At 52.5% G+C, this 25,345-nt stretch carries 18 protein-coding genes; 8 read left to right on the forward strand and 10 right to left on the reverse strand.

Going from position 1 to position 25,345, the window contains the following annotated elements; all coding sequences use genetic code 11:
• Positions 1–49: 49 nt before the first annotated feature.
• The 5 genes from infA to trxB form a co-directional block, all read right to left on the reverse strand.
• Positions 50–268: a translation initiation factor IF-1 gene (infA, locus tag N7387_RS08060; RefSeq protein WP_002211347.1), complete on the reverse strand. Its 219-nt coding sequence runs from the start codon at positions 266–268 to the stop codon at positions 50–52.
• A gap of 150 nt (positions 269–418) precedes the next feature.
• Positions 419–1,138, reverse strand: coding sequence for a leucyl/phenylalanyl-tRNA--protein transferase (gene aat / locus N7387_RS08065; protein ID WP_279798126.1), 720 nt, complete (start codon positions 1,136–1,138; stop codon positions 419–421).
• On the reverse strand, positions 1,116–2,882 hold the full coding sequence (gene cydC, locus N7387_RS08070; RefSeq protein ID WP_279798127.1) for a cysteine/glutathione ABC transporter ATP-binding protein/permease CydC: 1,767 nt from the start codon (positions 2,880–2,882) through the stop codon (positions 1,116–1,118). Before cydC ends, aat begins: the two co-directional genes overlap by 23 nt.
• A gap of 2 nt (positions 2,883–2,884) precedes the next feature.
• Positions 2,885–4,654, reverse strand: coding sequence for a cysteine/glutathione ABC transporter permease/ATP-binding protein CydD (gene cydD / locus N7387_RS08075; protein ID WP_279798128.1), 1,770 nt, complete (start codon positions 4,652–4,654; stop codon positions 2,885–2,887).
• Between the two features lie 104 nt (positions 4,655–4,758).
• Complete coding sequence (gene trxB / locus N7387_RS08080) at positions 4,759–5,718, reverse strand: thioredoxin-disulfide reductase (protein ID WP_262882402.1); 960 nt, start codon at positions 5,716–5,718, stop codon at positions 4,759–4,761.
• 560 nt (positions 5,719–6,278) lie between these two features.
• Between trxB and lrp the strand changes: the two genes are divergently transcribed.
• The 5 genes from lrp to serS all read left to right on the forward strand — a co-directional run bounded on the left by lrp (position 6,279) and on the right by serS (position 13,864).
• Entirely contained in the window at positions 6,279–6,773 is a 495-nt protein-coding gene (gene lrp, locus N7387_RS08085) for a leucine-responsive transcriptional regulator Lrp (RefSeq protein WP_004235807.1), read from the forward strand.
• Positions 6,774–6,911: 138 nt separating this feature from the next.
• The gene (locus tag N7387_RS08090) at positions 6,912–10,481 is read left to right on the forward strand and encodes a DNA translocase FtsK 4TM domain-containing protein (protein WP_279798131.1); all 3,570 of its coding nucleotides are present in this window, start codon (positions 6,912–6,914) and stop codon (positions 10,479–10,481) included.
• A gap of 61 nt (positions 10,482–10,542) precedes the next feature.
• A complete protein-coding gene (gene lolA / locus N7387_RS08095; protein ID WP_025153643.1) occupies positions 10,543–11,154 on the forward strand; it encodes an outer membrane lipoprotein chaperone LolA in 612 nt (203 codons plus the stop codon).
• A 7-nt stretch (positions 11,155–11,161) separates the two neighbouring features.
• Positions 11,162–12,505 carry a replication-associated recombination protein A gene (locus tag N7387_RS08100; protein WP_279798133.1) on the forward strand — a complete coding sequence of 448 codons (1,344 nt, stop codon included), beginning with the start codon at positions 11,162–11,164 and terminating at the stop codon, positions 12,503–12,505.
• A 66-nt stretch (positions 12,506–12,571) separates the two neighbouring features.
• On the forward strand, positions 12,572–13,864 hold the full coding sequence (gene serS / locus N7387_RS08105; RefSeq protein ID WP_279798134.1) for a serine--tRNA ligase: 1,293 nt from the start codon (positions 12,572–12,574) through the stop codon (positions 13,862–13,864).
• Between the two features lie 79 nt (positions 13,865–13,943).
• Here the strand turns inward: serS and N7387_RS08110 are convergent, their stop codons facing one another.
• The 5 genes from N7387_RS08110 to ycaO form a co-directional block, all read right to left on the reverse strand.
• Positions 13,944–15,248: an anthrax toxin-like adenylyl cyclase domain-containing protein gene (locus N7387_RS08110; protein ID WP_279798135.1), complete on the reverse strand. Its 1,305-nt coding sequence runs from the start codon at positions 15,246–15,248 to the stop codon at positions 13,944–13,946.
• 314 nt (positions 15,249–15,562) lie between these two features.
• The gene (gene pflA, locus N7387_RS08115) at positions 15,563–16,303 is read right to left on the reverse strand and encodes a pyruvate formate lyase 1-activating protein (protein WP_004235814.1); all 741 of its coding nucleotides are present in this window, start codon (positions 16,301–16,303) and stop codon (positions 15,563–15,565) included.
• Positions 16,304–16,407: 104 nt separating this feature from the next.
• Positions 16,408–18,690: a formate C-acetyltransferase gene (gene pflB, locus N7387_RS08120; protein WP_072870941.1), complete on the reverse strand. Its 2,283-nt coding sequence runs from the start codon at positions 18,688–18,690 to the stop codon at positions 16,408–16,410.
• Positions 18,691–18,744: 54 nt separating this feature from the next.
• Complete coding sequence (gene focA, locus N7387_RS08125) at positions 18,745–19,605, reverse strand: formate transporter FocA (protein WP_025153649.1); 861 nt, start codon at positions 19,603–19,605, stop codon at positions 18,745–18,747.
• A 306-nt stretch (positions 19,606–19,911) separates the two neighbouring features.
• Positions 19,912–21,693, reverse strand: a complete 1,782-nt coding sequence (gene ycaO / locus N7387_RS08130) for a 30S ribosomal protein S12 methylthiotransferase accessory factor YcaO (protein ID WP_262860089.1) — start codon at positions 21,691–21,693, stop codon at positions 19,912–19,914.
• 354 nt (positions 21,694–22,047) lie between these two features.
• Between ycaO and serC the strand changes: the two genes are divergently transcribed.
• The 3 genes from serC to cmk all read left to right on the forward strand — a co-directional run bounded on the left by serC (position 22,048) and on the right by cmk (position 25,302).
• Positions 22,048–23,133, forward strand: a complete 1,086-nt coding sequence (serC, locus tag N7387_RS08135) for a 3-phosphoserine/phosphohydroxythreonine transaminase (protein WP_279798137.1) — start codon at positions 22,048–22,050, stop codon at positions 23,131–23,133.
• An 85-nt stretch (positions 23,134–23,218) separates the two neighbouring features.
• Positions 23,219–24,496, forward strand: a complete 1,278-nt coding sequence (gene aroA / locus N7387_RS08140; protein ID WP_262864350.1) for a 3-phosphoshikimate 1-carboxyvinyltransferase — start codon at positions 23,219–23,221, stop codon at positions 24,494–24,496.
• A 116-nt stretch (positions 24,497–24,612) separates the two neighbouring features.
• Positions 24,613–25,302, forward strand: coding sequence for a (d)CMP kinase (gene cmk, locus N7387_RS08145; protein ID WP_279798138.1), 690 nt, complete (start codon positions 24,613–24,615; stop codon positions 25,300–25,302).
• The last annotated feature ends 43 nt before the right edge of the window (positions 25,303–25,345 follow it).

The raw sequence follows: 25,345 nt of genomic DNA on the forward strand, positions 1-25,345 counted from the left end.
GTCAGTGCGTTGCCTGTGGTGTCTTTTTATGAGGCGTGGCCTGCAGGGATCAGCGGCTACGGAAGACGATACGGCCTTTGCTCAGGTCATATGGGGTCAGTTCTACTGTAACCTTGTCGCCTGTCAGGATGCGGATATAGTTTTTACGCATTTTACCGGAGATATGTGCAGTCACAACGTGTCCGTTTTCCAGTTCCACACGGAACATCGTGTTCGGCAGTGTATCTAACACAGTGCCTTGCATTTCAATATTGTCTTCTTTGGCCATCTAATCCTCTAATGTTAATAACCAGTATTTTCAAACCGCAAGATAATGCCGAAAAACCGGGATTATGTAAAGGAATGATATTTTTTAAGCGCCGTATCTGAAACATAAAACGGGCTGAAACATACCATTTCCTGTTGGTTTACAGCGATTTTATAAAAAAGGCGGCAGCTGTGACGGCACCGGACGTGCTAATGTCTGCGGTTGCCAGCATGACTGCGGTAAATGATTATCGCGCAGCTGATAAAGCTGACGGATAAACGTTCGCCGCGGAATTTCCCGCGCACCCAGGGATTCGGTGTAATGATTCAGTATCTGACAATCAAACATTGCGCCGCCGTGGCCGGTAAAGTGGGCGAAAAATGTCATAAAAGCGATTTTTGACCCGTTACTGACACGGCTGAACATGGACTCCCCGCAGAACAGCGATCCCGTGTTCAGGCCGTACAGCCCGCCGACCAGGGTGTTATCATCCCACACTTCGACAGAATGAGCACGTCCTGCCTGATGCAGCCGGCTATACGCAGCCACAATATCATCCCCTATCCAGGTGCCCTCATCCCGCTCGGTACAGGCCCTGATGACCTGTGCAAAGGCATGATTCAGTGTCACTCGGTAAGGGTGTTTTTTCAGAATTTTGTGCAGTGAACGGCTGACATGTACCTCAGCCGGATACAGTACTGCCCGCGGATCCGGTGACCACCACAGAATGGGTTCGCCGGGGGAATACCACGGGAAAATACCTTCCCGGTAGGCAAGCAGCAACCGGGCAGGGGAGAGATCCCCGCCGGTCGCCAGCAGTCCGTCCGGGTCGGTCAGCGCGTGTTCAACCGGCGGAAAGAGAAGTTCCTCATCCAGCTGATAAAACGGCATCGGATCCCCCGGTCATGACCGGCATACGGTTCACAAACTGATAATAACGGCCTCTGCGCGCCAGCAGCGCGTCGTGAGAGCCTTGTTCGGCTATTTGCCCGCCATCCATCACGCACAGCGTGTCCATGTGTTCCAGGCCCTGTAAACGGTGGGTGATGATAAGCATGGTCCGGTCACGGCCGATATCCCGCAGCAGGGCGAGAATATGCTGCTCGGTATCCGCATCGAGGCCTTCTGTCGGTTCGTCAAGCAGCAGGAACGGCGCATTGTGCAGCAGGGCGCGGGCGATGCCGAGACGACGCTGTTCACCGCCGGAGAGCAGACGACCGCCTTCGCCGATCCAGGCATTCAGTCCCTGGTCGTTATCCAGCAGATTTTCCAGCCCGACCTGTGCCAGTACGGCATTCAGCTGCGCATCGGTTGCGTCGTTATTCCCGATCCGCAGATTACCGCGCAGTGTGTTATTGAACACATGAATACGTTGCGGAACCACTGCCATCAGTGACCGGAGGGTGCTTTCATCATAAACAGCAATCGGCTGGTCATTCAGGCGGATTTCACCTTCGCTGACATCCCATGCCCGGGTCAGCAGCTGCAATAAGGTGGATTTCCCGCAGCCGGTTTTCCCCAGCAGGGCAAGGTGCTCACCGGCACGCAGTGTCAGGGAGATATCTTTCAGCACCGGCAGCGGTTGTCCCGGATAGGTAAACCCGACACCACGGAGGCTGACGCTGACCTGCGCGGAGGCTGCCGGGCTACTGGCCGGGAAAGTCACTTCCGGTTTGGTGTCCACTATCTGCGATACACGCTCTGCGGAGGTCATCACCTGACCGAGATGCTGGAAAGCCACCGCCACCGGGCCTAATGCCTCAAATGCCGCCAGCGCGCAGAAGACAAACAGGGCGATAATGGCACCGCTCTCACGGTACGGCCAGCTGACCCCGGAAGCCATCCACAGCATCAGCGCAACGGCAAATCCGGTCGCCAGAATAATAATCGCCTGGGAAAGCCCGGTCAGACCGGCCTGGCGCTGTTGCTGTATCAGCCAGCGCTGTTCTGTCTCTGCCAGCTGAGCGCGGAAACGGGACTGCGCACCGAAAATAGTCAGTTCTGCCTGTCCCTGTAATGCGCTGGTCAGCAGGGTGCGGTATTGCGCCCGCAGTGTGGTCAGCTGCACGCCGATGGGTTTACCGGCGTAATAGAACACCACCGGCAGGGCAAACAGCAGGAAGGTCATAAACCCGCCCAGCGCATACGCAAGTGTCAGATCCAGAAAACCGAGCCCGAAGGTCAGAACCGCAATCACTACCAGTGCGGCGGCGATCGGCGAAATCACACGCAGATAGAGGTGATCCAGCGTTTCCACATCCCCCACCAGGCGGTTGAGCAGCTCTCCCTGACGGAAGCGGGCAATGCCGCCCGGTGTCAGCGGCAGGATTTTCTCAAAGGCAAACACCCGCAGATGTTTCAGCACACGGAAGGTCGCGCTGTGGCTGACCAGCCGCTCAGCATAGCGTCCGGCAGTGCGGGAGATAGCGGCACCCCGCACCCCGGCGGCAGGCAGCATATAGTTAAAAAAGGCAATGCCCGGTACACCGGCAATGGCGGTACCGGCGAGGAACCAGCCGGACAGCGTCAGCAGCCCGATACTGGCGAGCAGGGTGGCAATCGCCAGCAGGATCCCGAGCGTCAGTAAAAACCAGTGGCGGCGGTAGAGGGCTAAAAACGGCAGTAAAACACGCATGATTACAGATCCCCCGTCCGGTGTGACAGCAGCTGTGCAAAGGCACCCTGCTGCTGTTGCAGAGCAGCATAGCTGCCCTGTTCAATAATCAGGCCTTTATCCATCACCCAGACTTCATCGTAGTCACGGGTTTCTTCCAGCAGATGCGTCACCAGCAGGGTTGTCTGCTGACGGGCGGCATCATTCAGAGCATGCATCACACGCTCCTCACTGTGTGCGTCCAGGCTGGCGGACGGCTCATCCAGCAGCAACAGATGACACGGATTGAGCAGGGCACGCGCCACGGCAATCCGTTGTGCCTGGCCGACAGAAAGCCGCGCGGCATTATCGCCGACCACGGTATTGACCCCGTCAGGCAGCGAATCAATAAAATCTGTCACATAGGCTTTTTCCATCACCGCTGTGATTTCCTCAGAAGAGGCATCCGGGCGGCTCAGGCGGATATTGTCCAGAATGGTCTGTTCCGGCAGATGCGGGTTTTGGCCCACCCAGCTCAGCTGTGCCCGCCAGCTTTCCGGGCTGATATCGCGCAGCTCCTGCTGATTGATCCGGATACTGCCTTCATACGGCAGAAAACCCAGCAGCAGATTGAGCAGTGAGCTTTTCCCGGCACCGCTCTGACCGACAAGCGCGATACGCTGCCCGGCATTCAGGGTGAAATTCAGCGGCCCGGCCAGTTTTTCCCCTGACGGGGCAAAAATCACCAGGTCGGTTGCGGTGACGGCAATTTGCTCTGCCGCTGCCAGCGGTTCTGTGCCGGGCAATTCATCATCATTGTTTTCGGCGGATAACAGGGTAAACAGCGATTCCGCTGCCCCTACCGCCTGGGCTTTGGCGTGGTAATACGTACCGAGGTCACGCAGCGGCTGGAAAAACTCCGGCGCGAGGATCAGGGCAATAAACCCGGCAAACAGCGTGACACCCATGCCGTAGCTGCCGAAATTCAGTTCACCGAGATAGGAAAAACCAAAATAGACCGCGACGACGGCAATCGAAATCGCGGCGAAAAATTCCAGTACGGCGGAGGAGAGGAACGCCATACGCAGTACTTCCATGGTGCGGGTGCGGAAATCCTCGGTGGCGTCATCAATTTGTTTCACTTCCTCACGCCCGCGGTGGAAGAAACGGATAGTTTCCAGGCCGCGCAGGCGGTCGAGGAAATCACCGCTCAGACGGCTTAATGCCTGGAAGTTACGGCGATTGGCATCAGCAGCACCCAGGCCGACCAGTGCCATAAAGATGGGTATCAGCGGCGCTGTCACCAGCAGAATCAGGGCTGCTGTCCAGTTGATCGGGAACAGGGTGATCAGAATCATCAGCGGAATAGTGGCGGACAGAGTCATCTGCGGCAGATAGCGGGAATAGTAATCCTGCATATCATCAATCTGCTCGAGAATAATCGTCGCCCAGCTGCCTGCCGGTTTGCCTTTCACCCGTACCGGGCCGAGCTGTTCCAGCTTATCCAGTACGGTCCGGCGGATATCACGTCTCACCACCTGCCCGCAGATAAACCCGACCCGTTCGCGGATCGCAGCGACCACCGCGCGGGCAATAAACAGTGTGACCAGTACAGTGAACGGGGTGAGGAGCTGTTCGCGGGGCGTATGCTCCATAATGAGGGACTGAAGGAGAACAGCGAGGCACCAGGCCTGGCCGATAATCAGTAAACCGCTGAGCACACCCAGCAACATCGAGAGGCGCAACCATCGCCGCGCCGGTGCCGCCTGAAGTTTTAGCCAGCGGACGAGTTCTGACTGTCTTGATTTATCCATTTTTTCTGTATGCAGGTGATAAGTAAAAATTTGGCTGAAATCAGCAGGATAATGCCATGGTACACGAAAAGGCGCTACAGATATAGCGCCCTGAAAATGCAGGATTATTTGTTGTCTGCGAGGCTGTCGAGGTAGCGCTCGGCATCCAGTGCAGCCATGCAGCCGGTTCCTGCGGAGGTGATCGCCTGGCGGTAGATATGATCCATCACATCTCCGGCGGCAAACACACCCGGAACGGATGTCTGGGTTGCATTGCCGTGCGTGCCGGACTGAACACGGATATAGCCGTTTTCCAGATCCAGATGCCCTTCAAAAATACCGGTATTCGGGCTGTGGCCGATGGCGATAAAACAGCCCATCACCGGCAGCTCTTCGGTTGCGTCACTCCGGGTGTCACGCAGACGGACCGCGGTCACCCCCATCTGATCGCCGAGTACTTCATCCAGTGTGCGGTCAGTGTGCAGTATGATGTTGCCGTTCTGAACTTTATCCATCAGACGGTTGATAAGGATTTTTTCAGCGCGGAAGCTGTCACGGCGGTGGATCAGATGCACTTCTGATGCGATATTGGAAAGATACAGCGCTTCTTCCACAGCGGTATTACCGCCGCCGACGACCGCGACTTTCTGGTTGCGGTAGAAAAAGCCGTCACAGGTGGCACAGGCGGACACACCACGGCCTTTGAACGCGTCTTCTGACGGCAGGCCGATATAACGGGCCGATGCGCCGGTGGCGATAATCAGTGCGTCACAGGTATAGGTATTTTCGCCGGTCAGGGTAAACGGGCGTTTGCTGAAATCCACTTTCGTAATGTAGTCATTAACGATTTCAGTCTCAAATTTTTCAGCGTGTGCCTGCATACGTTCCATCAGACCCGGCCCGGTCAGACCTTCCGGGTCTCCCGGCCAGTTTTCCACGTCAGTGGTGGTGGTTAACTGACCACCGACTTCCACCCCGGTAATCAGCACCGGGTTTAAATTTGCCCGTGCCGCATAAACCGCAGCGGTATATCCGGCAGGGCCGGAACCCAGAATAATTAATTTACTGTGTCGGGTTGCGTTCATGAACACCTCATTAACAGAATGGCAAAAAAGCGTGTACAGGATTGTAGGAGAAACCAAGGGGTAAAAAAAGGAATAAAAACGGCAGAGCACAAAATTGAAATGAGCCGGAAATGAGTCGGTTTTCAGGTGATTGTACGATAAAGTGATTATTCAGAAGATTCCTAAGTTGTTTGAATATCACACCAAAAGCGCGTCCTGTTTGTCAGCGAAACGTTTTTCTGCCATTTTCTTCAACAGGTTGTTCTGATTTTTGTTCATTTGCTTTGACAATCGGCTGCGCATTTGCGAAAACATCGGTGTAAGAGATTTTTATCCGTCAGGTTAATACCTCCTGTTATACAGGTGATATGTTTGTCCTGATGACGAAGCATGGTAATTTCAGCTTACGATGAGAGCGATAATAATCTGAATGTTCCGGTAAACTGGCACCGGTTGCGTATTTTTATAATCAGAAATGCAAAGAATTGGCCTGAAAACATGTTTTCCGATACTGATTTTGTTCTGTCAGGCAAGGAAAGTGTTATGGGTGTGGGAAAATAGTAAATAAGAGAGATAACGAGATGATTGATAACAAAAAGCGTCCGGGTAAAGATCTTGACAGAATTGACAGGAATATTCTTAACGAATTGCAGAAAGATGGCCGTATCTCCAACGTCGAACTCTCCAAGCGTGTGGGTCTGTCCCCGACTCCGTGTCTGGAACGTGTGCGCCGTTTAGAGCGTCAGGGCTTTATCACAGGGTACACCGCACTGCTGAATCCGCACTATTTGGATGCCTCCCTGCTGGTATTCGTGGAAATTACCCTTAACCGCGGGGCACCGGATGTGTTTGAACAGTTCAACACTGCCGTGCAGAAGCTGGAAGAGATTCAGGAATGTCACCTGGTTTCCGGTGATTTTGACTACCTGTTGAAAACTCGTGTGCCGGACATGTCTGCTTACCGAAAACTGCTGGGTGAAACTCTTCTGCGTCTGCCGGGCGTGAACGACACCCGTACTTACGTGGTGATGGAAGAGGTCAAACAAAGTAACCGTCTGGTCATCAAGACCCGTTAATTTGTTTCCTGCGTCATGTGCAAAACGGGATAAATCAGGTACACTCCTGTTTATGCATACAGTTTCAACGCTGAGCTACCCTCAGCGTTGTTCCGTTTTACTGACAGGAAAAAACCGGACGTTGCGTCAGGAAATGACATGAGCCAGGAATATACCGAAGACAAACACATTAAATTCAGAAGAATCAGCAGCGGGCGCCGGTTGCTGGAAGCCGTCCTTATTGTGATCGGGTTGTGCGCCGTCTTTCTGCTGGTCGCGCTTTTATCGTTTAATCCGTCAGACCCGAGCTGGTCCCAGACTAACTGGCATGAGCCGGTGAAAAATCTGGCCGGCAGTATCGGCGCCTGGTTTGCGGATATTCTCTTTTCCGCCTTTGGCATACTGGCTTACACCGTTCCCCCGCTGATGATTCTGGGGTGCTGGTCCGCCTTCCGCAGTAATGAAAATAAAGATTACGTAGACTTTTTCTCACTCTCGATGCGTATCATCGGGGGACTGACACTTATCCTCTCATCCTGCGCGCTTGCATCCCTGAATGTGGATGACATGCAGAACTTTGCTGCGGGCGGGGTGATCGGCAGTTTATTCAGCTCGGCACTGATGCCGTGGTTTAATGCGCTGGGTGCGACACTCGCGCTGCTTAGTTTGTGGGCTATCGGCCTGATGCTGCTGACCGGCTGGTCGTGGATTACCATCGCCGAAAAAACCGGGGCGGCCGTGCTTTCGCCGATTGCTTTCCTCACCAATCACTCCCGTGACCGTTATGACGATCAGTATTACGACGAACGAGAATATGACGATGAGGACGGGTATGACGACGATGAGGAAATGGATGCGCAGGCCGGGCACAGCAGCATACCGCAGACAGAGGCAGCTGCAGCGGCACTGACCGCCGTTGTCCCGGACAGTGAAGCGCAGATTCAGACCGCACAGTACCGTGAATACGATGATGCGGACGATGTGCTGTTATCCGCACCGAATGCGGCGGAACTGGCGCAACAGGCACATTATGAGGGGCCGGCGGATAACAGCGATCCGTTGCTGACTCCGGTACAGAATCTCTCAGTATCTCCGGAAACCGCCGCTGAAGCGGTGGTGTCTGCGGTACCGCAAATTGCCGCACAGGCGCAGACAGTACAGGAACATACTGCCCCGGTGGCGGACGAACCTGAACATTACCGTTTTGATGTTCCGGATGCTTACCGGACAACGCTTGATCTGAATGCCCCGATCAGTGTGCCGGATATTCAGCCTGAACCTGAACCGGCAGCGCCGCAACGGGAAAATTCGTTTGCGGGAAGTGACCGCACGGAACCGGTCTTTACGTTCGATCTGCCTGATTTACCGGATACCGATGATAACGGCAGCGCACATCTGAGCTCTGCAGCGGCAGCAGGTGCAGCGGCGGCGTTCGGTGCGGCACAGGTCAAACAGGGACTCGGGCCTGAATTGCCGCGCCCGAACCCGGTACGCCTCCCGACACGGCGCGAGCTTTACGGTATCCGCATTCCGTCTCAGCGCGACGCGGAACTTGAGCGTCTGCGCCGTGAGCAGGATGAATTTGCACAGCAGCATCAGCCGGAACAACCGGCAGCACAGTCAGAGCCGGATGAAGACGACGTATTACAGGCGCGTCTGCGTGATGAATTTATGACACAGCAGCGTGACCGCTACGGTAATGATGCGGACATATCTCCGGCAGCAGAGCCGGAGGCAGTGACAGAACCGGAAATTATCACCGGCACATCCTCCGCCTTTATCCCTGCGCCGTCTGCTTATCAGGCGCCGGTCAGCCATCACTCCTTTGCGTCTGTACCGCCGGCGGCGGATATTCACCCTGCGGCAGAAGAAGGGGATGAGGATAAGCGGGAATCTCAGCGTCTTCAGGCGCAGTTTATGCAGATGCAGCAACAGCGCTACAACGGACAGGCGGACGCGATTTTATCTGACCTGGCTGAACTGAAAGCGTTCTCTCCGGTGGAGGATCTGGTGGATCCGGAACCGGCAGAGCCGCTGTTTATTCCGACACCGGTCACCGCGCCTGTGGCTGAACCGGCACCGGTTTATTCCGCGCCGCAGACCCCGGTTCAGAGCGTTGAACCTGTTGCTGTACCACCGCAGAATGCGGCACCGGTCACGTCACAGGAAGCTCAGTTACAAAAACAGATGGAAGAGAGCCTGTTCCATCCGTTCCTGGTCCGTAATGATCAGCCGCTGCCGAAATCAACCACGCCGATGCCGTCTCTGGATCTGCTGGCCTCACCGCCGGATACCATCGAGCCGGTGGATGAATTCGCTATGGAACAGACCGCCCGTCTGATTGAAGCGCGCCTGAATGACTTCCGCATCAAAGCCCGTGTGGTCGGCTATGAACCGGGGCCGGTGATCACCCGTTTTGAGCTGGATCTGGCCCCCGGCGTGAAAGCCTCGCGCATTTCTAACCTGTCCCGTGACCTGGCGCGTTCACTCTCCACGGTTGCGGTGCGCGTGGTGGAAGTTATCCCGGGCAAGCCGTATGTGGGGCTCGAACTGCCGAACGAAAAACGTCAGACCGTCTATCTGCGTGAAGTGCTGGACTGTGACGAATTCCGCGATACGCCATCACCGCTCTCGGTGGTGCTGGGGAAAGATATCTCCGGTCAGCCGGTGGTGGCGGATCTGGGTAAAATGCCGCATCTGCTGGTGGCCGGTACAACGGGCTCAGGGAAATCAGTCGGCGTCAACGCCATGATTATCAGTATCCTGTATAAAGCGAAGCCGGAAGAGGTCCGCTTTATCATGATCGACCCGAAAATGCTGGAACTCTCGGTTTATGAAGGTATTCCGCACCTGCTGACTCAGGTGGTGACCGACATGAAAGACGCCGCCAATGCCCTCGGCTGGTGTGTGGCGGAAATGGAACGGCGTTATAAACTGATGTCCGCACTCGGGGTGCGTAACCTCGCGGGCTATAACGAAAAAATCCTGATGGCGGAATCCATGGGACGACCGATTCCGGATCCGTTCTGGAAACCGACCGACAGCATGGAAATGACGCATCCGGTTCTGAAAAAAGAGCCGTATATCGTGGTCATGGTGGATGAATTTGCTGACCTGATGATGACCGCCGGTAAAAAAGTGGAAGAGCACATCGCCCGCCTGGCGCAGAAAGCCCGTGCGGCGGGGATCCACCTAGTGCTGGCGACACAGCGTCCGTCTGTGGATGTGATCACCGGGCTGATTAAAGCCAACATCCCGACCCGTATTGCCTTTACCGTCTCCAGTAAGATTGACTCCCGGACTATTCTCGACCAGGGCGGTGCGGAATCCCTGCTGGGGAACGGGGACATGCTCTATCTGCCACAAGGTGCCAATGCGCCGTTGCGTGTTCACGGCGCGTTTGTCCGTGACCAGGAAGTGCATGATGTGGTGAATGACTGGAAAGCCCGTGGTCGTCCGGAATATATCGATAACATCACCCGTGGTGGTGAGGACGGCGAAGGCGGCAGTTCTGTCAGCGGGGAAGATCTGGATCCGCTGTTCGATCAGGCGGTACAATTCGTCACAGAAAAACAGCGCGTGTCCATTTCCGGTGTCCAGCGTCAGTTCCGTATCGGTTATAACCGCGCGGCGCGGATCGTGGAAGAAATGGAAGAACAGGGCATTGTCAGCGAACCGGGCCATAACGGCAACCGCGAAGTGCTGGCGCCGTCCTCAAATAACTTTTAATGACGCCGCTGCCTGCAAAGGGGCGTCTGATTTATCCGAACGCATCATCAGGAATGCATACATGAAAAAGGTGTTTATCACAGCCTGCCTGCTGGCAGGTGCCGCAGTCAGTGCCGCACACGCAGATACCCGCAGTGATCTTCAGTCACGTCTGGGAAAAGTGAACAGCTTCCATGCGAATTTCGCACAGACCGTCACTGATGCTGACGGCGCACTGGTTCAGGAAGGAACAGGGGATTTATGGGTGAAACGCCCGAACCTGTTCAACTGGCAGATGAGCGCGCCGGATGAAAGTGTGCTGGTCTCTGACGGCAAAACACTGTGGTTCTATAACCCGTTTGTTGAGCAGGTCACCGCCACCTGGCTGAAAGATGCCACACAAAATACCCCGTTTATGCTGATCACCCGTAATGACCCGGCAGACTGGCAACAGTACATGGTGAGCCAGCGCGGCGACAGCTTTGAGCTGAAACCGAAAACCAGCAACGGCAATCTGAAATTATTTACTATCACTGTAACTCCGGACGGTATTATTCAGCAGTTTGCCGCCGTTGAGCAGGATGGCCAGAAAAGCAGCTATCAGCTCAAAGGGCAGCAGAGTACTGATGTGAATATGAGCAAATTCACCTTTACACCGCCGAAGGGGGTTACGCTGGACGATCAGCGTCAATGAGGCGTCAGTGACTAACTTTTTTCTCGATTTTTCGCAAAACGATTACCAGCCGCTGGCTGCCAGAATGCGGCCGGGGACACTGGAACAGTACATCGGACAGACTCACCTGCTGGCAGAGGGCAAACCGCTGCCGCGGGCTATCCGCGCCGGACAACTTCACTCTATGATCCTGTGGGGGCCGCCGGGCACCGGGAAAACCACGCTGGCGGAAGTGATCGGTCACTATGCGGATGCAGATATCGAACGCCTGTCAGCGGTGACCTCCGGGGTAAAAGAGATCCGCGAAGCTATCGAGCGGGCGCGTCAGAACCGCAATCTGGGGCGCCGCACTATTCTGTTTGTGGATGAGGTACACCGCTTCAATAAAAGCCAGCAGGATGCGTTTCTGCCGCATATTGAGGATGGTACGGTCACCTTTATCGGTGCCACCACTGAAAACCCGTCGTTTGAGCTCAACTCCGCCCTGTTATCCCGCGCCCGTGTTTATCTGCTCAAATCCCTGTCACCGGACGATATCGAAGCAGTGCTGATTCAGGCGCTGAATGATTCTGAGCGCGGTCTGGGCGGACAAAATATCGTCCTGCCGGATGAAACCCGCAAACTGCTGGCGGAACTGGTTGCCGGTGATGCCCGCCGTTCGCTGAATGTGCTGGAAATGATGGCGGATATGGCTGAAACCGGCGCTGACGGCAAACGTGTTCTGACCACTGAACTGCTGAAAGAAGTCAGCGGGGAACGCAGCGCCCGTTTTGATAACAAAGGCGATCGCTACTACGATCTGATTTCCGCGCTGCACAAATCTGTGCGCGGCTCGGCACCGGATGCCGCACTCTACTGGTATGCCCGGATTATCACCGCAGGCGGTGATCCGCTCTATGTTGCCCGCCGTCTGCTGGCGATAGCGTCGGAAGATGTCGGTAATGCCGACCCGCGTGCCATGCAGGTCGCGATTTCCGCCTGGGACTGTTTTACCCGGGTGGGACCGGCAGAGGGTGAGCGGGCGATTGCTCAGGCGATTGTTTACCTCGCCTGCGCCCCGAAAAGTAATGCCGTTTACACTGCCTTCAAAGCCGCCATGCGCGATGCAAAAGAAGGGCGGGACTACGATGTGCCGGAACATCTGCGCAACGCGCCGACCAAACTGATGAAAGAAATGGGGCTCGGCAAAGAGTACCGTTACGCCCATGACGAAACGAATGCATATGCCGCCGGGGAAGTCTATTTTCCGCCTGAAATGCGTGATACCCGCTACTATTTTCCGGCAAACCGGGGCATGGAAGGAAAAATCGGCGAGAAACTCGCCTGGCTTGCTGAGCAGGATCAAAATAGCCCGATAAAACGCTACCGTTAATGCCGCTGTTGCGGTAAGGTGTGAAACAGATGACACTCCCGTTATAACAACAAGCACAGGAATAGCATGCTCGATCCAAATTTACTGCGTAATGAGCTGGACGCGGTTGCCGAAAAACTTGCTCGCAGGGGTTTTACCCTGGATGTGGACACGCTGCGCACTCTTGAAGAGCGCCGCAAGGTTTTACAAGTTGAAACTGAAACTCTGCAGGCTGAACGCAACTCCCGATCGAAGTCCATTGGTGAAGCGAAAGCCCGCGGTGAAGACATTGAAGCAGTGCGTCGTGAAGTGAACCTGTTAGGGGATAAACTGGATGCTGCTAAATCTGCGCTGGATGAAGTGCAGGCTGAGTTACGCACCATTGCTCTGAATATTCCTAACCTGCCGGCAGACGAAGTGCCGTTTGGTAAAGATGACAGCGATAACCCTGAAGTCAGCCGCTGGGGCACACCTAAGCAGTATGATTTCGACGTGCGCGATCACGTTTCACTCGGTGAAATGACCGATGGCCTGGATTTCCCGGCTGCCGTCAAACTGACCGGTGCGCGTTTCGTTGTAATGAAAGGCCAGATTGCCCGCCTGCACCGCGCTATCGCTCAATTCATGCTGGATCTGCACACTGAACAGCACGGTTATCAGGAAATTTATGTACCGTACCTGGTCAATCAGGATACGCTGTACGGCACCGGCCAGTTACCGAAATTTGCCGGTGACCTGTTCCATACCAAACCGCTGGAAGAAGAAGCGGAAACCAGCAGCTACGCGCTGATCCCGACCGCAGAAGTGCCGGTCACCAACCTGGTCCGTGACGAAATTCTGGATGAAGCCGACCTACCGCTGCGTATGACTGCTCATACACCGTGCTTCCGTTCCGAAGCCGGTTCGTATGGTCGTGATACCCGTGGCCTGATCCGTATGCACCAGTTTGACAAAGTTGAGCTGGTTCAGATTGTGCATCCGGAAAAATCCATGGAAGCGCTGGAAGAACTGACCGGTCACGCTGAAAAAGTGTTACAGCTGCTGAACCTGCCATACCGCAAAGTGCTGCTGTGCACTGGTGACATGGGCTTCGGTTCCCGTAAAACCTATGACCTCGAAGTCTGGGTTCCGGCACAGAATACCTACCGTGAAATCTCATCCTGCTCTAACTGCTGGGATTTCCAGGCGCGTCGTATGCAGGCACGCTTCCGTGGTAAAGATGATAAAAAACCACAGCTGGTTCATACCCTGAACGGCTCCGGTCTGGCTGTCGGCCGTACCCTGGTGGCTATCATGGAAAACTATCAGCAGGCTGATGGTCGTATCGAAATTCCGGAAGTATTGCGTCCGTATATGAAAGGTCTGACACATATCGGCTGATTGCCGGTCCGTTGTCACTGATCTGATAAAAATCCCGCAGGTGAAAACCAGCGGGATTTTTTTGTCTGTATTTTACCGATCACAGTGTGCTGAATTTTTTACTTTCAAAGATATTGCGGGTGGCTTCGAAATGTTCGCGGCGTGGTGAGGTCAGGTGAGAATCCCAGCGCGGATTAAACAGAATATAATAGCCATGCTGATGCAATATGTGCAAAAGTTGTTTCAGCCCGTCCTTATTTTCAGCTGTTACAACCTGAGGAAGATCACCTATTTGTTCCGGCAAAAAGAAAGTGGCGGGAAAATTATCATCCAGTTCAGAATACGGGTTTGCCGCATCCATACCGTGATGAACAACGTCACAGCCCGGCTTGCAGTTCAGTGCGGAATTGATCGCCGGTATCAGGTCAGTAATGCGTTGTGAACAATTACCATAACCCGGATGTGCCAGTGCCAGTAACTCTTTGCGGATAGCATCCTGAACAGATGCCCGGCGTAAAATCTCTTTCGGGGGTAATGAAACCGGGGTTTGTATCCCTTCTGTTACTGTGGCCCTGCGGAAGAACGGCTTTTTTGGGGTATCAGATGAAAGCAGATAGGCACGCTGGCGTATATGTTCTTCCGGACTGATACTTTTTATTCTGAGTGTATCCTGTATGCCGTGGTCTTCCATCCGGTGTGAAACAATCATCAGGTCATAATCTGCAGTCAGTGGCTTGTTAACCTCAGGAGAATATAACACCTGTACCGGTTTTTCATTGTCTGCAGGAAAAATGGTGTACAAATCATCACCGGCTGGTTTGGCTATATAACGGGTGATTTGTTCCCGGCTACCCGAAAATACGGATAACGCATAAGTGATTTTTCCTGTCTCATCATGGCTGAGTGGTGGCTGGCATTCACTGATCAGATTCATCTTAATCAATTCTCTGATACGTTGTGTGGTGATAACCAAATCGCCGGGTTCAGCGTATTTTCCCCTGATACATTGCTGTATCTCTTCATTCATCCGGCTGATTTTACCGGTATTATCACCCGGTTTATTACCCAGCTTGCTAAGATGCTGTTCAACCGGAATAAACCCCGCCATTGGCCCGAGATTAGCGCTTTTACCTTTGATATGAAAACTTTTGGTCGGATAACCGGCATTGATAAGACCTGTTGCGGCGCGTTCAACCGGCCGGAAACTGATAACCAGTTTTTCTTTTTCTGCGAAAGTCAGAAGTGGTGTGAGATGCTTTTCAGCAATACCGCTGCGGTGAAGAATTTCTGCCTGACCGGTGATCAGAAAAGGACGTTCTTTTTTTGTTTCAGCTGCGGGCTGATGAGGCGTATCCGGTGTACAGACAGAAACCGGTGAGGGGAATGACGGAGTGATTCGCAGCATAAGTATTATCCCTGGATATAAAACGATAAGGATAAAAAAATGACAGAAAAAAAGTGCCAGAAAACAACCGGAAACAGATACAAAAAGACATAATATCCGACCATATTTTCTGTATCTGGTACCACGCTGAGATTACCTGTAAACAATATTCAGACTTGATATTGTATTCACGGTACCATACCGCTCACTCTCCGGATATTGTTACGGGAGACGATGTGTTTTAAAAACAAGGATGGAGAACAGATAAAAAAGGTAAATCGTCAGAAATCTGACAGCACACCGGAGTGTGCTGTTAATAACAAAAGGGTGGTGACTTAATACATCACTTTATGACCGTAGCTTTCCAGGATGGATTTTACTTTTTCCATGGTCTCTTTTGACGGCGGCTTAACACCATCAAGTTTGTATTCTTCATTCATTGCCGTCCATTTATGCTTTCCTAACTCGTGGTAAGGCAGCAGTTCAATCTTCTCGATATTCTTCATATCTTTGGTGAAATCACCGAGAAGGTGGGCGGAATGCTCATCATCAGACCAGCCCGGCACGACAACATAGCGCACCCAGGTTTTCTGATTCCGTTCAGCGAGATAACGGGCAAACTGTAATGTACGGTGATTGGATACACCGACTAAATTCTGGTGGATGCTGTCATCGAGTTGTTTTAAATCCAGCATAACCAAATCGGTTACTTCCATCAGCTCGTCAATGACCGGGTCATAACGGCGGACAAAACCATTGGTATCCAGGCAGGTGTGAATACCTTCTTTTTTACACTCACGGAACCAGTCACGCACGAACTCAGCCTGCAGTATCGCTTCACCACCGGATGCTGTCACACCACCGCCGGATGCATTCATAAAGTGGCGGTATGTGACCGCTTCTTTCATTAACTCGTCCACAGTGACTTCCTGACCGTCATGCAGATCCCATGTATCGCGGTTATGACAATACAGGCAACGCATCAGACAGCCCTGGAAAAAGACGATAAAACGAATGCCCGGGCCGTCAACGGTCCCGCAGGATTCAAATGAGTGAATACGACCTAATACTGACATGACAGGATTACTCCAAAACTGACCAGTTATAATAAAGGCCCCGAAACAGAGGGGCCTTTTAGTTTAAGTTATTTTAATAAGACAGCAAATGGTTACCGCACAAATTACATGGATTTTGTGAATGTACGGGTAATAACGTCTTTCTGCTGTTCTTTAGTCAGTGAGTTGAAACGAACGGCGTAACCAGAAACACGGATGGTCAGCTGAGGATATTTCTCAGGATTTTCCATTGCTTCTAACAGCATTTCACGGTTCATTACGTTCACGTTCAGGTGCTGACCACCTTCGATGCTTGATTCGTGGTGGAAGTAACCATCCATCAGGCCTGCCAGGTTAGTACGACGCACATCGTCATCTTTACCTAATGCGTTTGGAACGATAGAGAAGGTGTAAGAAATACCATCTTTCGCGTAAGCAAACGGCAGTTTAGCAACGGAGGTCAGAGAGGCAACAGCACCTTTCTGGTCACGGCCGTGCATAGGGTTAGCACCTGGTCCGAACGGAGCGCCTGCGCGACGGCCGTCAGGGGTGTTACCGGTTTTCTTACCATACACAACGTTAGATGTGATGGTCAGAATTGACTGTGTAGGAACCGCGTTACGGTACATGTGGTGTTTTTGAATTTTCTTCATGAAACGTTCAACGATATCACATGCGATGTCATCAACACGGGAGTCGTTGTTACCGAACTGCGGATATTCGCCTTCGATTTCGAAGTCAACAGCCAGACCGCTTTCGTCACGAACCGGTTTAACTTTCGCGTATTTGATTGCAGACAGGGAGTCAGCTGCAACAGACAGACCTGCGATACCACATGCCATTGTACGATATACGTCACGGTCATGCAGAGCCATCAGCGCTGCTTCGTAGCTGTATTTGTCGTGCATGTAGTGGATGCAGTTCAGCGCGGTGACATAGTTAGTTGCCAGCCAGTCCATGAAGTGATCCAGACGATCCATAACAACATCGTAATCCAGAACATCTGAGTGAATTGGTTCGTGTTTCGGACCAACCTGGATTTTCAGTTTTTCGTCAACACCGCCGTTGATTGCATACAGCAGGGTTTTAGCCATGTTTGCACGGGCACCGAAGAACTGCATTTGTTTACCGACAACCATCGGGCTCACGCAGCATGCGATTGCGTAGTCATCGTTATCAAAGTCAGGACGCATCAGGTCATCGTTCTCATACTGTACAGAAGAGGTATCGATAGACACTTTAGCCGCATAACGTTTGAAGTTCAGAGGCAGTTTTTCAGACCACAGGATGGTCATGTTTGGTTCCGGTGAAGGACCCATGGTGTACAGGGTGTTCAGGAAACGGAAGCTGTTTTTGGTGACCAGAGTACGGCCGTCGGTACCCATACCTGCCAGAGATTCTGTTGCCCAGATTGGGTCACCGGAGAACAGTTCATCATACTCAGGGGTACGCAGGAAGCGGACCATACGCAGTTTCATGATCAGGTGGTCAACGATTTCCTGAGCTTCAACTTCGGTAATTTTGCCTTGTTCCAGGTCACGCTGGATGTAAACGTCCAGGAATGTGGAAACACGGCCGAAGGACATTGCAGCACCGTTCTGAGACTTAACTGCAGCCAGGTAGCCGAAGTAAGTCCACTGTGCAGCTTCCTGTGCGTTAGTTGCAGGACCGGAGATATCCAGACCGTATTTGGCAGCCATTTCTTTCATCTGGCCTAATGCACGGTGCTGTTCTGAAATTTCTTCGCGCAGCTGGATAGTTTCACGCAGATCTTCACCGCTTTCTAATTTAGGCTGCAGAGAAGTGAACTGGGCGAATTTGTCTTTCATCAGGAAGTCGATACCGTACAGTGCAACACGACGGTAGTCACCGATGATACGACCACGGCCGTATGCGTCAGGCAGACCGGTCAGAACACCGGATTTACGGCAGCGGATGATGTCCGGAGTATAAACGTCGAACACACCCTGGTTGTGAGTTTTACGGTATTCGGTGAAGATTTTTTCGACTTCAGGGTTCATTTCGCGGCCGTAGGCTTTGCATGAACCTTCGATCATACGGATACCACCGAACGGCAGCATTGCACGTTTCAGCGGTTTTTCAGTCTGCAGACCAACAACTTTTTCTAAATCTTTGTTGATGTAACCGGCATCGTGAGAAGTGATAGTAGACGGCAGATCAGTGTCAAAATCGATAGGAGCGTGGGTACTGTTTTCGATTTTGATGCCTTCCATAACTTTCGCCCACAGAGCAGATGTTGCCTCTGTAGCGCCTGCTAAGAAAGACTCATCGCCTTCATATGGGGTGTAGTTTTTCTGGATAAAGTCACGGACGTTAACTTCCTGTGACCAGTCACCCAGATTAAAGCCTTGCCATGCTGAAGCGAATTTTTCATTTAATTCTGACATGATACTTTACCTTTTAACAATGGAACTTAGAAATTCAGTCGTGATAAACAGAGATTAATGCTTCTGGTCACCGCGTAAATGAATCAGCCAATAAGTCAGACCTACTAAAACTGCACCACCAATAATGTTGCCGATGGTGACCGGAATCAGGTTATTAATCACGAAATCAGAAACTGTCAGTGACGGAAACTGTTCAGGCGACGAACCAACCATAGTCCAGAATTCAGAAGGTGCAAAATTTTTAATCATAATCCCCATCGGGATCATAAACATATTGGCGATACTGTGCTCAAATCCGCTGGCAACAAACATACCGATAGGAAAGACCAGGACTAACAGTTTATCGGTCAGACTACGGCCGGCGTAGCTCATCCATACCGCCAGACAAACCATTAAGTTTGCCAGAATCCCGAGACAGACGGCTTCAGTAAAGGTGTGATGAAGCTTATGATCCGCTGTTTGCAGGATATTTAATCCCCACAGCCCGTTGGCTGCCATATACTGTCCGGCGAACCAGATAAGGGCGACAAAGAAGAGGGCGCCGATCAGGTTACCGAAATACACACGGGTCCAGTTTGCAAACATCTGTCCCCAGGTGATACGCCCGGTGGCTTTTGCCACGCTGGTTAATACGGTGGAGGTGAATAAGTCAGCCCCGCAAACCACAACCAGCATCAGACCGAGCGAGAAACATAAACCACCGATAAGTTTAGCGATACCAAAAGGCACTATGCCTGCGGTACCGGTGGTGGCGGTAATATAAAAGACAAAACCTACTGAGATGAAAATTCCTGCCATAAATGCAGATAAGTATGTGATGTGAGGGGCTTTCGTTGCTTTATAGACACCCACATCGTCTGCAACATGTGCCATAGCGGCAGGAGATAATAAATTAAAAAGTGCGTCAGTTTTCATAATGCTAACTGTCTCTTGATTCCAAATAATTATAGCACGCAATGATAGTAGCAAAGGGTGAAAAAATTAAACTTGATGTGGATCATAAAGGCGTTCAAGAGAATCGTCAAATACCCTGAGAAAAGTTGAAAAATCAATGTAAGGTTATGTATATAAAAGAAAAACAATTTTTTAAAAATTATAAAATATTTTTATTTTTTATTTTTTATTTAATTAAAGTAAAAAAATAAGGTTAATTTGTCGGGTTTGTGTTACTTAAAACGAACAAATTAACCTAATATTTACGTTTATGGCTGTTTATGACGATTAAATCGCATTTTTATCTTTTTGCCAAAAATGCGCTTTTGCTTTTTGCAGTTTTTCATAAGCCGCCAGCAGTGACTGATGCGCAGGAAATGCCGTTAAGTTGTTATCTGATGCGCATAATCCGAAGAAACAGTTTTTGCCGTTCAGGGCATCCAGTGCCGCATTCAGGGTTTCCTGGCCATACATACGGGCAAATGCCGGCAGGTACTGTTCTGTGTTGCGCTCCGGCTCCTGCGTCAGTAATAACAGGGTATGCAGGCAGCGGTAATAATTTGCCCGCTCAGCACTGAGGACACTGGCGTTAAAGTCCTGTGTCCACTCCACCCAGGCCAGCGCCTGATCAGTATCACCACCTGCCAGTGCCAGCATGGATTTCAGCTCACCGATGCGCAGGGTGGACCAGCCGTTATCTTTCCCGGCGGCAATGCCCAGCAATTCACGGACACGGGTAAAATCGTCATGACCTTCCTCATCCAGCTGTGCCAGCAGAGAGAGATAATCTTCCGCGCTGTAACGGCTTTCCGGCAGCGCGAGAATGGTTTCACGCAGATGAATACCCATGGCGTTATTCGCCATATGCAAATCTTCCACCGGATAGATATCTGACATGCCCGGCACCAGAATACGGCAGGCATACACACCGAGATGCTCATAATCGGCAATATACACTTCGTGGCCGGATGCCGCGAACTGTGCCATCAGTGTGGTGAATTCTTCTTCGGTGGTGCCGCGGAACTGCCAGTCAGCGAAATCATAATCCGCATCCTGTTTAAACAGATCCCAGCTGATCAGGCCGCTTGAATCGATAAAGTGGGTTTCCAGGTTGGTCTGATCCGCCACTTCTTCATCATCAAAGGTCGGTGCGGTGAAGACATCGAGGTCTTTCAGGCTGCGTCCCTGTAACAGCTCAGTGACAGTCCGCTCCAGAGCAACACCGAAATCAGGATGAGCACCGAAAGAGGCGAAACAGGTACCGTTGGCCGGGTTAAACAGCACCACACAGATGACCGGGTACTGACCGCCGAGCGAGGCATCAAAGCAGAAGATCGGGAAGCCTTCGCTCTCCAGGGTACGGATTGACTCAACAACCTGCGGATAACGCGCCAGCACCGCTTCCGGGATCGCCGGTAAGCTGATGCGCTCAGCAATAATGCGGTTTTTCACATAACGTTCAAAGACTTCCGATAATCCCTGCACGCGGGCTTCATTGCGGGTGTTCCCGGCGGACATGCCGTTGGACACATACAGGTTGGCGACGATATTCATCGGAATATAAACCGTTTTGCCGTCAGACTGGCGGGTAAACGGCAGGGCGCAGATACCGCGCTCCTCATTGGAGGATTGCAGATCAATCAGCTGGCTGCCCTGCAAATCATTTTCCGGATCATAATAGTCGCGCAGATACTGATCGAGAATACCGTCCGGTAGCGAGTCATCCTCTGTCAGCGGGAACCATTTTTCATCCGGATAGTGAACAAACTCCCCGCTGGCAATGGTTTCACCCAGCCAGAAATCGGCAAAAAAGTAGTTGGTGGACAGACGCTCAAAATACTCGCCCAGCGCGGAGGCCAGCGCGGCTTTTTTCGTGGCGCCTTTACCGTTGGTAAAACAGAGCGGGCAGTCAGTATCACGGATATGCACGGACCAGACGTTTGGTACCGGGTTGAGCCACGAGGCTTCTTCAATATTGAAACCCAGCTGTTGTAATTTCTGCTGAAAGCGGCTGATGGAATCTTCAAGGGCGGCATCTTTGCCGGGAATAAAAGTATGTGTTTGCGTCATGGGATCCACAATTGCTGTAACGGCCCGCTGCACGCGGACTCAGGAATACCGAGGGAAGAAAGGCGCACATAATACGGATTTTTCGTGTCAGCGGCTACCTTTGTGAATGTAAAGTTACTGCCGGGTTATTCCGCTGTATTTCCGCTGTCCGCCATGCATCGCCGGAAATACATTATATAATATCCCAATCTCATGGTCAGAGGCAGTCAGATATTCTGCCGGGCGATAAAAAGGGTTTAGCGCCCATCATGCAATAAGCGTTGCAGCAAAGGGTGGGGAGTGATAAAACCGACAGACAGGGCGTATTCATATGATGGATATACAGGGCATTAATTTACAGATAGGGTGAGGTCAATGAGTCAGGTATACAACTTTAGTGCCGGTCCGGCTATGCTGCCGGTAGAAGTGCTGCGCCGTGCTGAGCAGGAACTGTGCAACTGGCGCGGGCTCGGCACCTCAGTCATGGAAATCAGTCACCGCAGCAAAGAGTTTATGTCGGTGGCAAAGGAAGCGGAAAATAATCTGCGCCAGATCCTCGCGGTGCCGGATAACTATAAAGTACTGTTCTGTCACGGCGGCGCACGCGGACATTTTGCCGCACTGCCGATGAACCTGCTGGGTGAAAAAACCAAAGCGGACTATGTGGTGGGCGGATACTGGGCGGAATGTGCGGCAGAAGAAGCAAAAAAATACTGCACACCGAACGTTATTAATGTCAGAACCGAATCGGAAGACGGCATCGGTGTGAAGCCGATGAGTGAATGGCAGCTCAGTGATGACGCGGCCTATGTTCACTACTGTCCGAATGAAACCATTGATGGTATTGCCATTCATGAAGAGCCGGACTTCGGCGATAAAATCGTGATCGCGGATTACTCGTCTGCCATCCTGTCAAAACCGCTGGATGTCAGCCGTTTCGGGGTGATTTATGCAGGTGCGCAGAAAAATATCGGCCCGGCCGGGCTGACCCTGGTGATTATCCGTGAAGATCTGCTGGGCAAAGCGCGCAGAGAAACCCCGTCCATCCTCGATTATACCGTGCTGAGCGGTTGTGATTCCATGTTCAATACCCCGCCGACCTTTGCCTGGTATCTCGCCGGTATGGTCTTTAAATGGCTGATTGAACAGGGTGGTTTACAGGAAATCGCCCGGATCAACTATGACAAAGCACAACTGCTGTATTCTGCGGTGGATCACAGTGATTTCTATATTAACCGTGTGGCGGCAGCCAACCGCTCACTGATGAACGTGCCGTTCCAGATGTCTGATCCGTCACTGGACAGCAAATTCCTCGCCGAAGCTCAGGCACAGGGACTGGTCTCCCTTAAAGGGCACAAAGTCGCCGGCGGAATGCGCGCCTCCATTTATAATGCAATGCCGTATGAAGGCGTGCGCGCACTGGCTGAGTTTATGGCGGAGTTTGAACGCCGTCACAGCTGATTTCTGGCAGACACTTTTCCGGGACCGGGTAAGCATCCGGCCCCGTTTTTCGTTTTTATGTTTACACACCGGAGAATAACTTCGTATGGATTCCCTGACGTTACAACCCATCGCCCGCATTAACGGGACGATTAACCTGCCCGGCTCCAAGAGTGTCTCCAACCGGGCACTGCTGCTGGCGGCACAGGCAGCGGGCACAACACGCCTTATCAACCTGCTCGACAGTGATGATATCCGCCATATGCTCAGCGCACTGCGGGAACTGGGGATCCGTTATCAGCTTTCTGACGATAAAACCGAATGCATTGTGGAAGGTCAGGGCAAACCGATCAGCGGGTTTAAAGGTATTGAGCTGTTCCTCGGCAATGCAGGAACGGCGATGCGCCCGCTGACAGCGGCACTGTGTCTCGGGGATAATGACATTACCCTGACCGGCGAGCCGCGTATGAAAGAGCGTCCGATTGGTCATCTGACCGACGCACTGCGTCAGGGGGGCGCACAGATTGATTTCCCGGAAAATGACGGTTATCCGCCGTTGCGGATCCGCGGTGGCTTTACCGGCGGGCGTATCAGTGTGGACGGTTCCGTATCCAGCCAGTTCCTGACCGCGCTGCTGATGGCTGCACCACCGGCGGAGAATGACACCGAAATTACTATCTCCGGCGAGCTGGTCTCCAAACCGTATATCGATATCACGCTGGCAATGATGTCCGTGTTTGGTATCACGGTAGTGAATGAAGATTACCGGCGTTTCCTGATCAAAGGAAAACAGCAGTATCAGTCTCCGGGAGAATATCTGGTGGAAGGCGATGCCTCATCCGCTTCTTATTTCCTCGCAGCGGCAGCCATTAAAGGCGGTACCGTGCGGGTCACCGGCATCGGGCGCAATAGTCTGCAGGGCGACACGCAATTTGCGTCAGTACTGGAGAAAATGGGCGCGAAAGTCACTTTTGCTGACACGTATATTGAATGCAGCCGCGATACCCTGCACGGTATCGATATGGACATGAACGCCATTCCGGATGCGGCGATGACGATTGCGACTACCGCCCTGTTTGCCGAAGGGACGACCACGATCCGCAATATTTATAACTGGCGGGTGAAAGAGACGGATCGTCTCAGCGCAATGGCCACTGAACTGCGTAAAGTCGGCGCACAGGTGGAAGAGGGGCATGATTATATTCAGGTCACCCCGCCGGTAAAATTGCAGCATGCGGACATTGAAACCTATAACGATCACCGTATCGCTATGTGTTTTTCGCTGGTGGCACTGTCAGATACCCCGGTCACGATCCTCGATCCGGGCTGTACGGCAAAAACCTTCCCCGGCTACTTCAGTGAGCTGGCGGCGCTGTCAGAATAAAAAAACGCCGTTCTGCGTGCAGGGCGTTTCCTCTGCTGTCACAGATGCGTATAATACGGGCATCTTTTTTCAGGCGGCCGCTGTGACGGCCGCCGGACTGCGACAGGAGAGCGCGCATGGCAGTATATGTTCCGGTCATTACCATTGACGGCCCGAGCGGCGCGGGCAAAGGCACCCTTTGTCACGCACTGGCAAACGAAATGGGATGGCATTTACTGGACTCCGGCGCAATTTACCGCGTTCTGGCACTGGCGGCCCTGCATCATCATGTGGATATCACCTCGGAAGATGCACTGGTTCCGCTGGCGGCGAATCTGGATGTGAAATTCCTGGCAAAAGACACCGGCTCTGAGACTATTCTGGAAGGTGAGGATGTCAGCCGGGCTATCCGTCAGGAAGACGTGGGGATGACAGCCTCACAAATCGCGGCATTCCCGCGTGTCCGTGAGGCGCTGCTGCGCCGCCAGCGCGCATTCCGTGTGGCGCCGGGCCTGATTGCCGACGGGCGCGACATGGGCACGGTGGTGTTTCCGGATGCCCCGGTGAAAATTTTTCTCGACGCAAGTGCGCAGGAACGTGCTCACCGCCGGATGAAGCAGTTGCAGGACAAAGGCTTTAGTGTTAATTTTGACCGCCTTCTTGCTGAGATAGAAGAGCGCGATTTCCGCGACCGCAACCGTGCGGTTGCCCCGCTGGTGGCTGCCGGTGATGCGCTGATTCTGGACTCAACAACCATGTCAATTGATGACGTTATTGCCGAAGCCCTCCGTTATACGAAGGTAAAACTGGCAGAAGCGGCGGAATGATAAACAATATTTGCGGAAAATCTGACTGAAAACGTGTTTTTTA

It is taken from the genome of Morganella sp. GD04133, from assembly GCF_029835375.1.
Classification (GTDB): domain Bacteria; phylum Pseudomonadota; class Gammaproteobacteria; order Enterobacterales; family Enterobacteriaceae; genus Morganella; species Morganella morganii_B.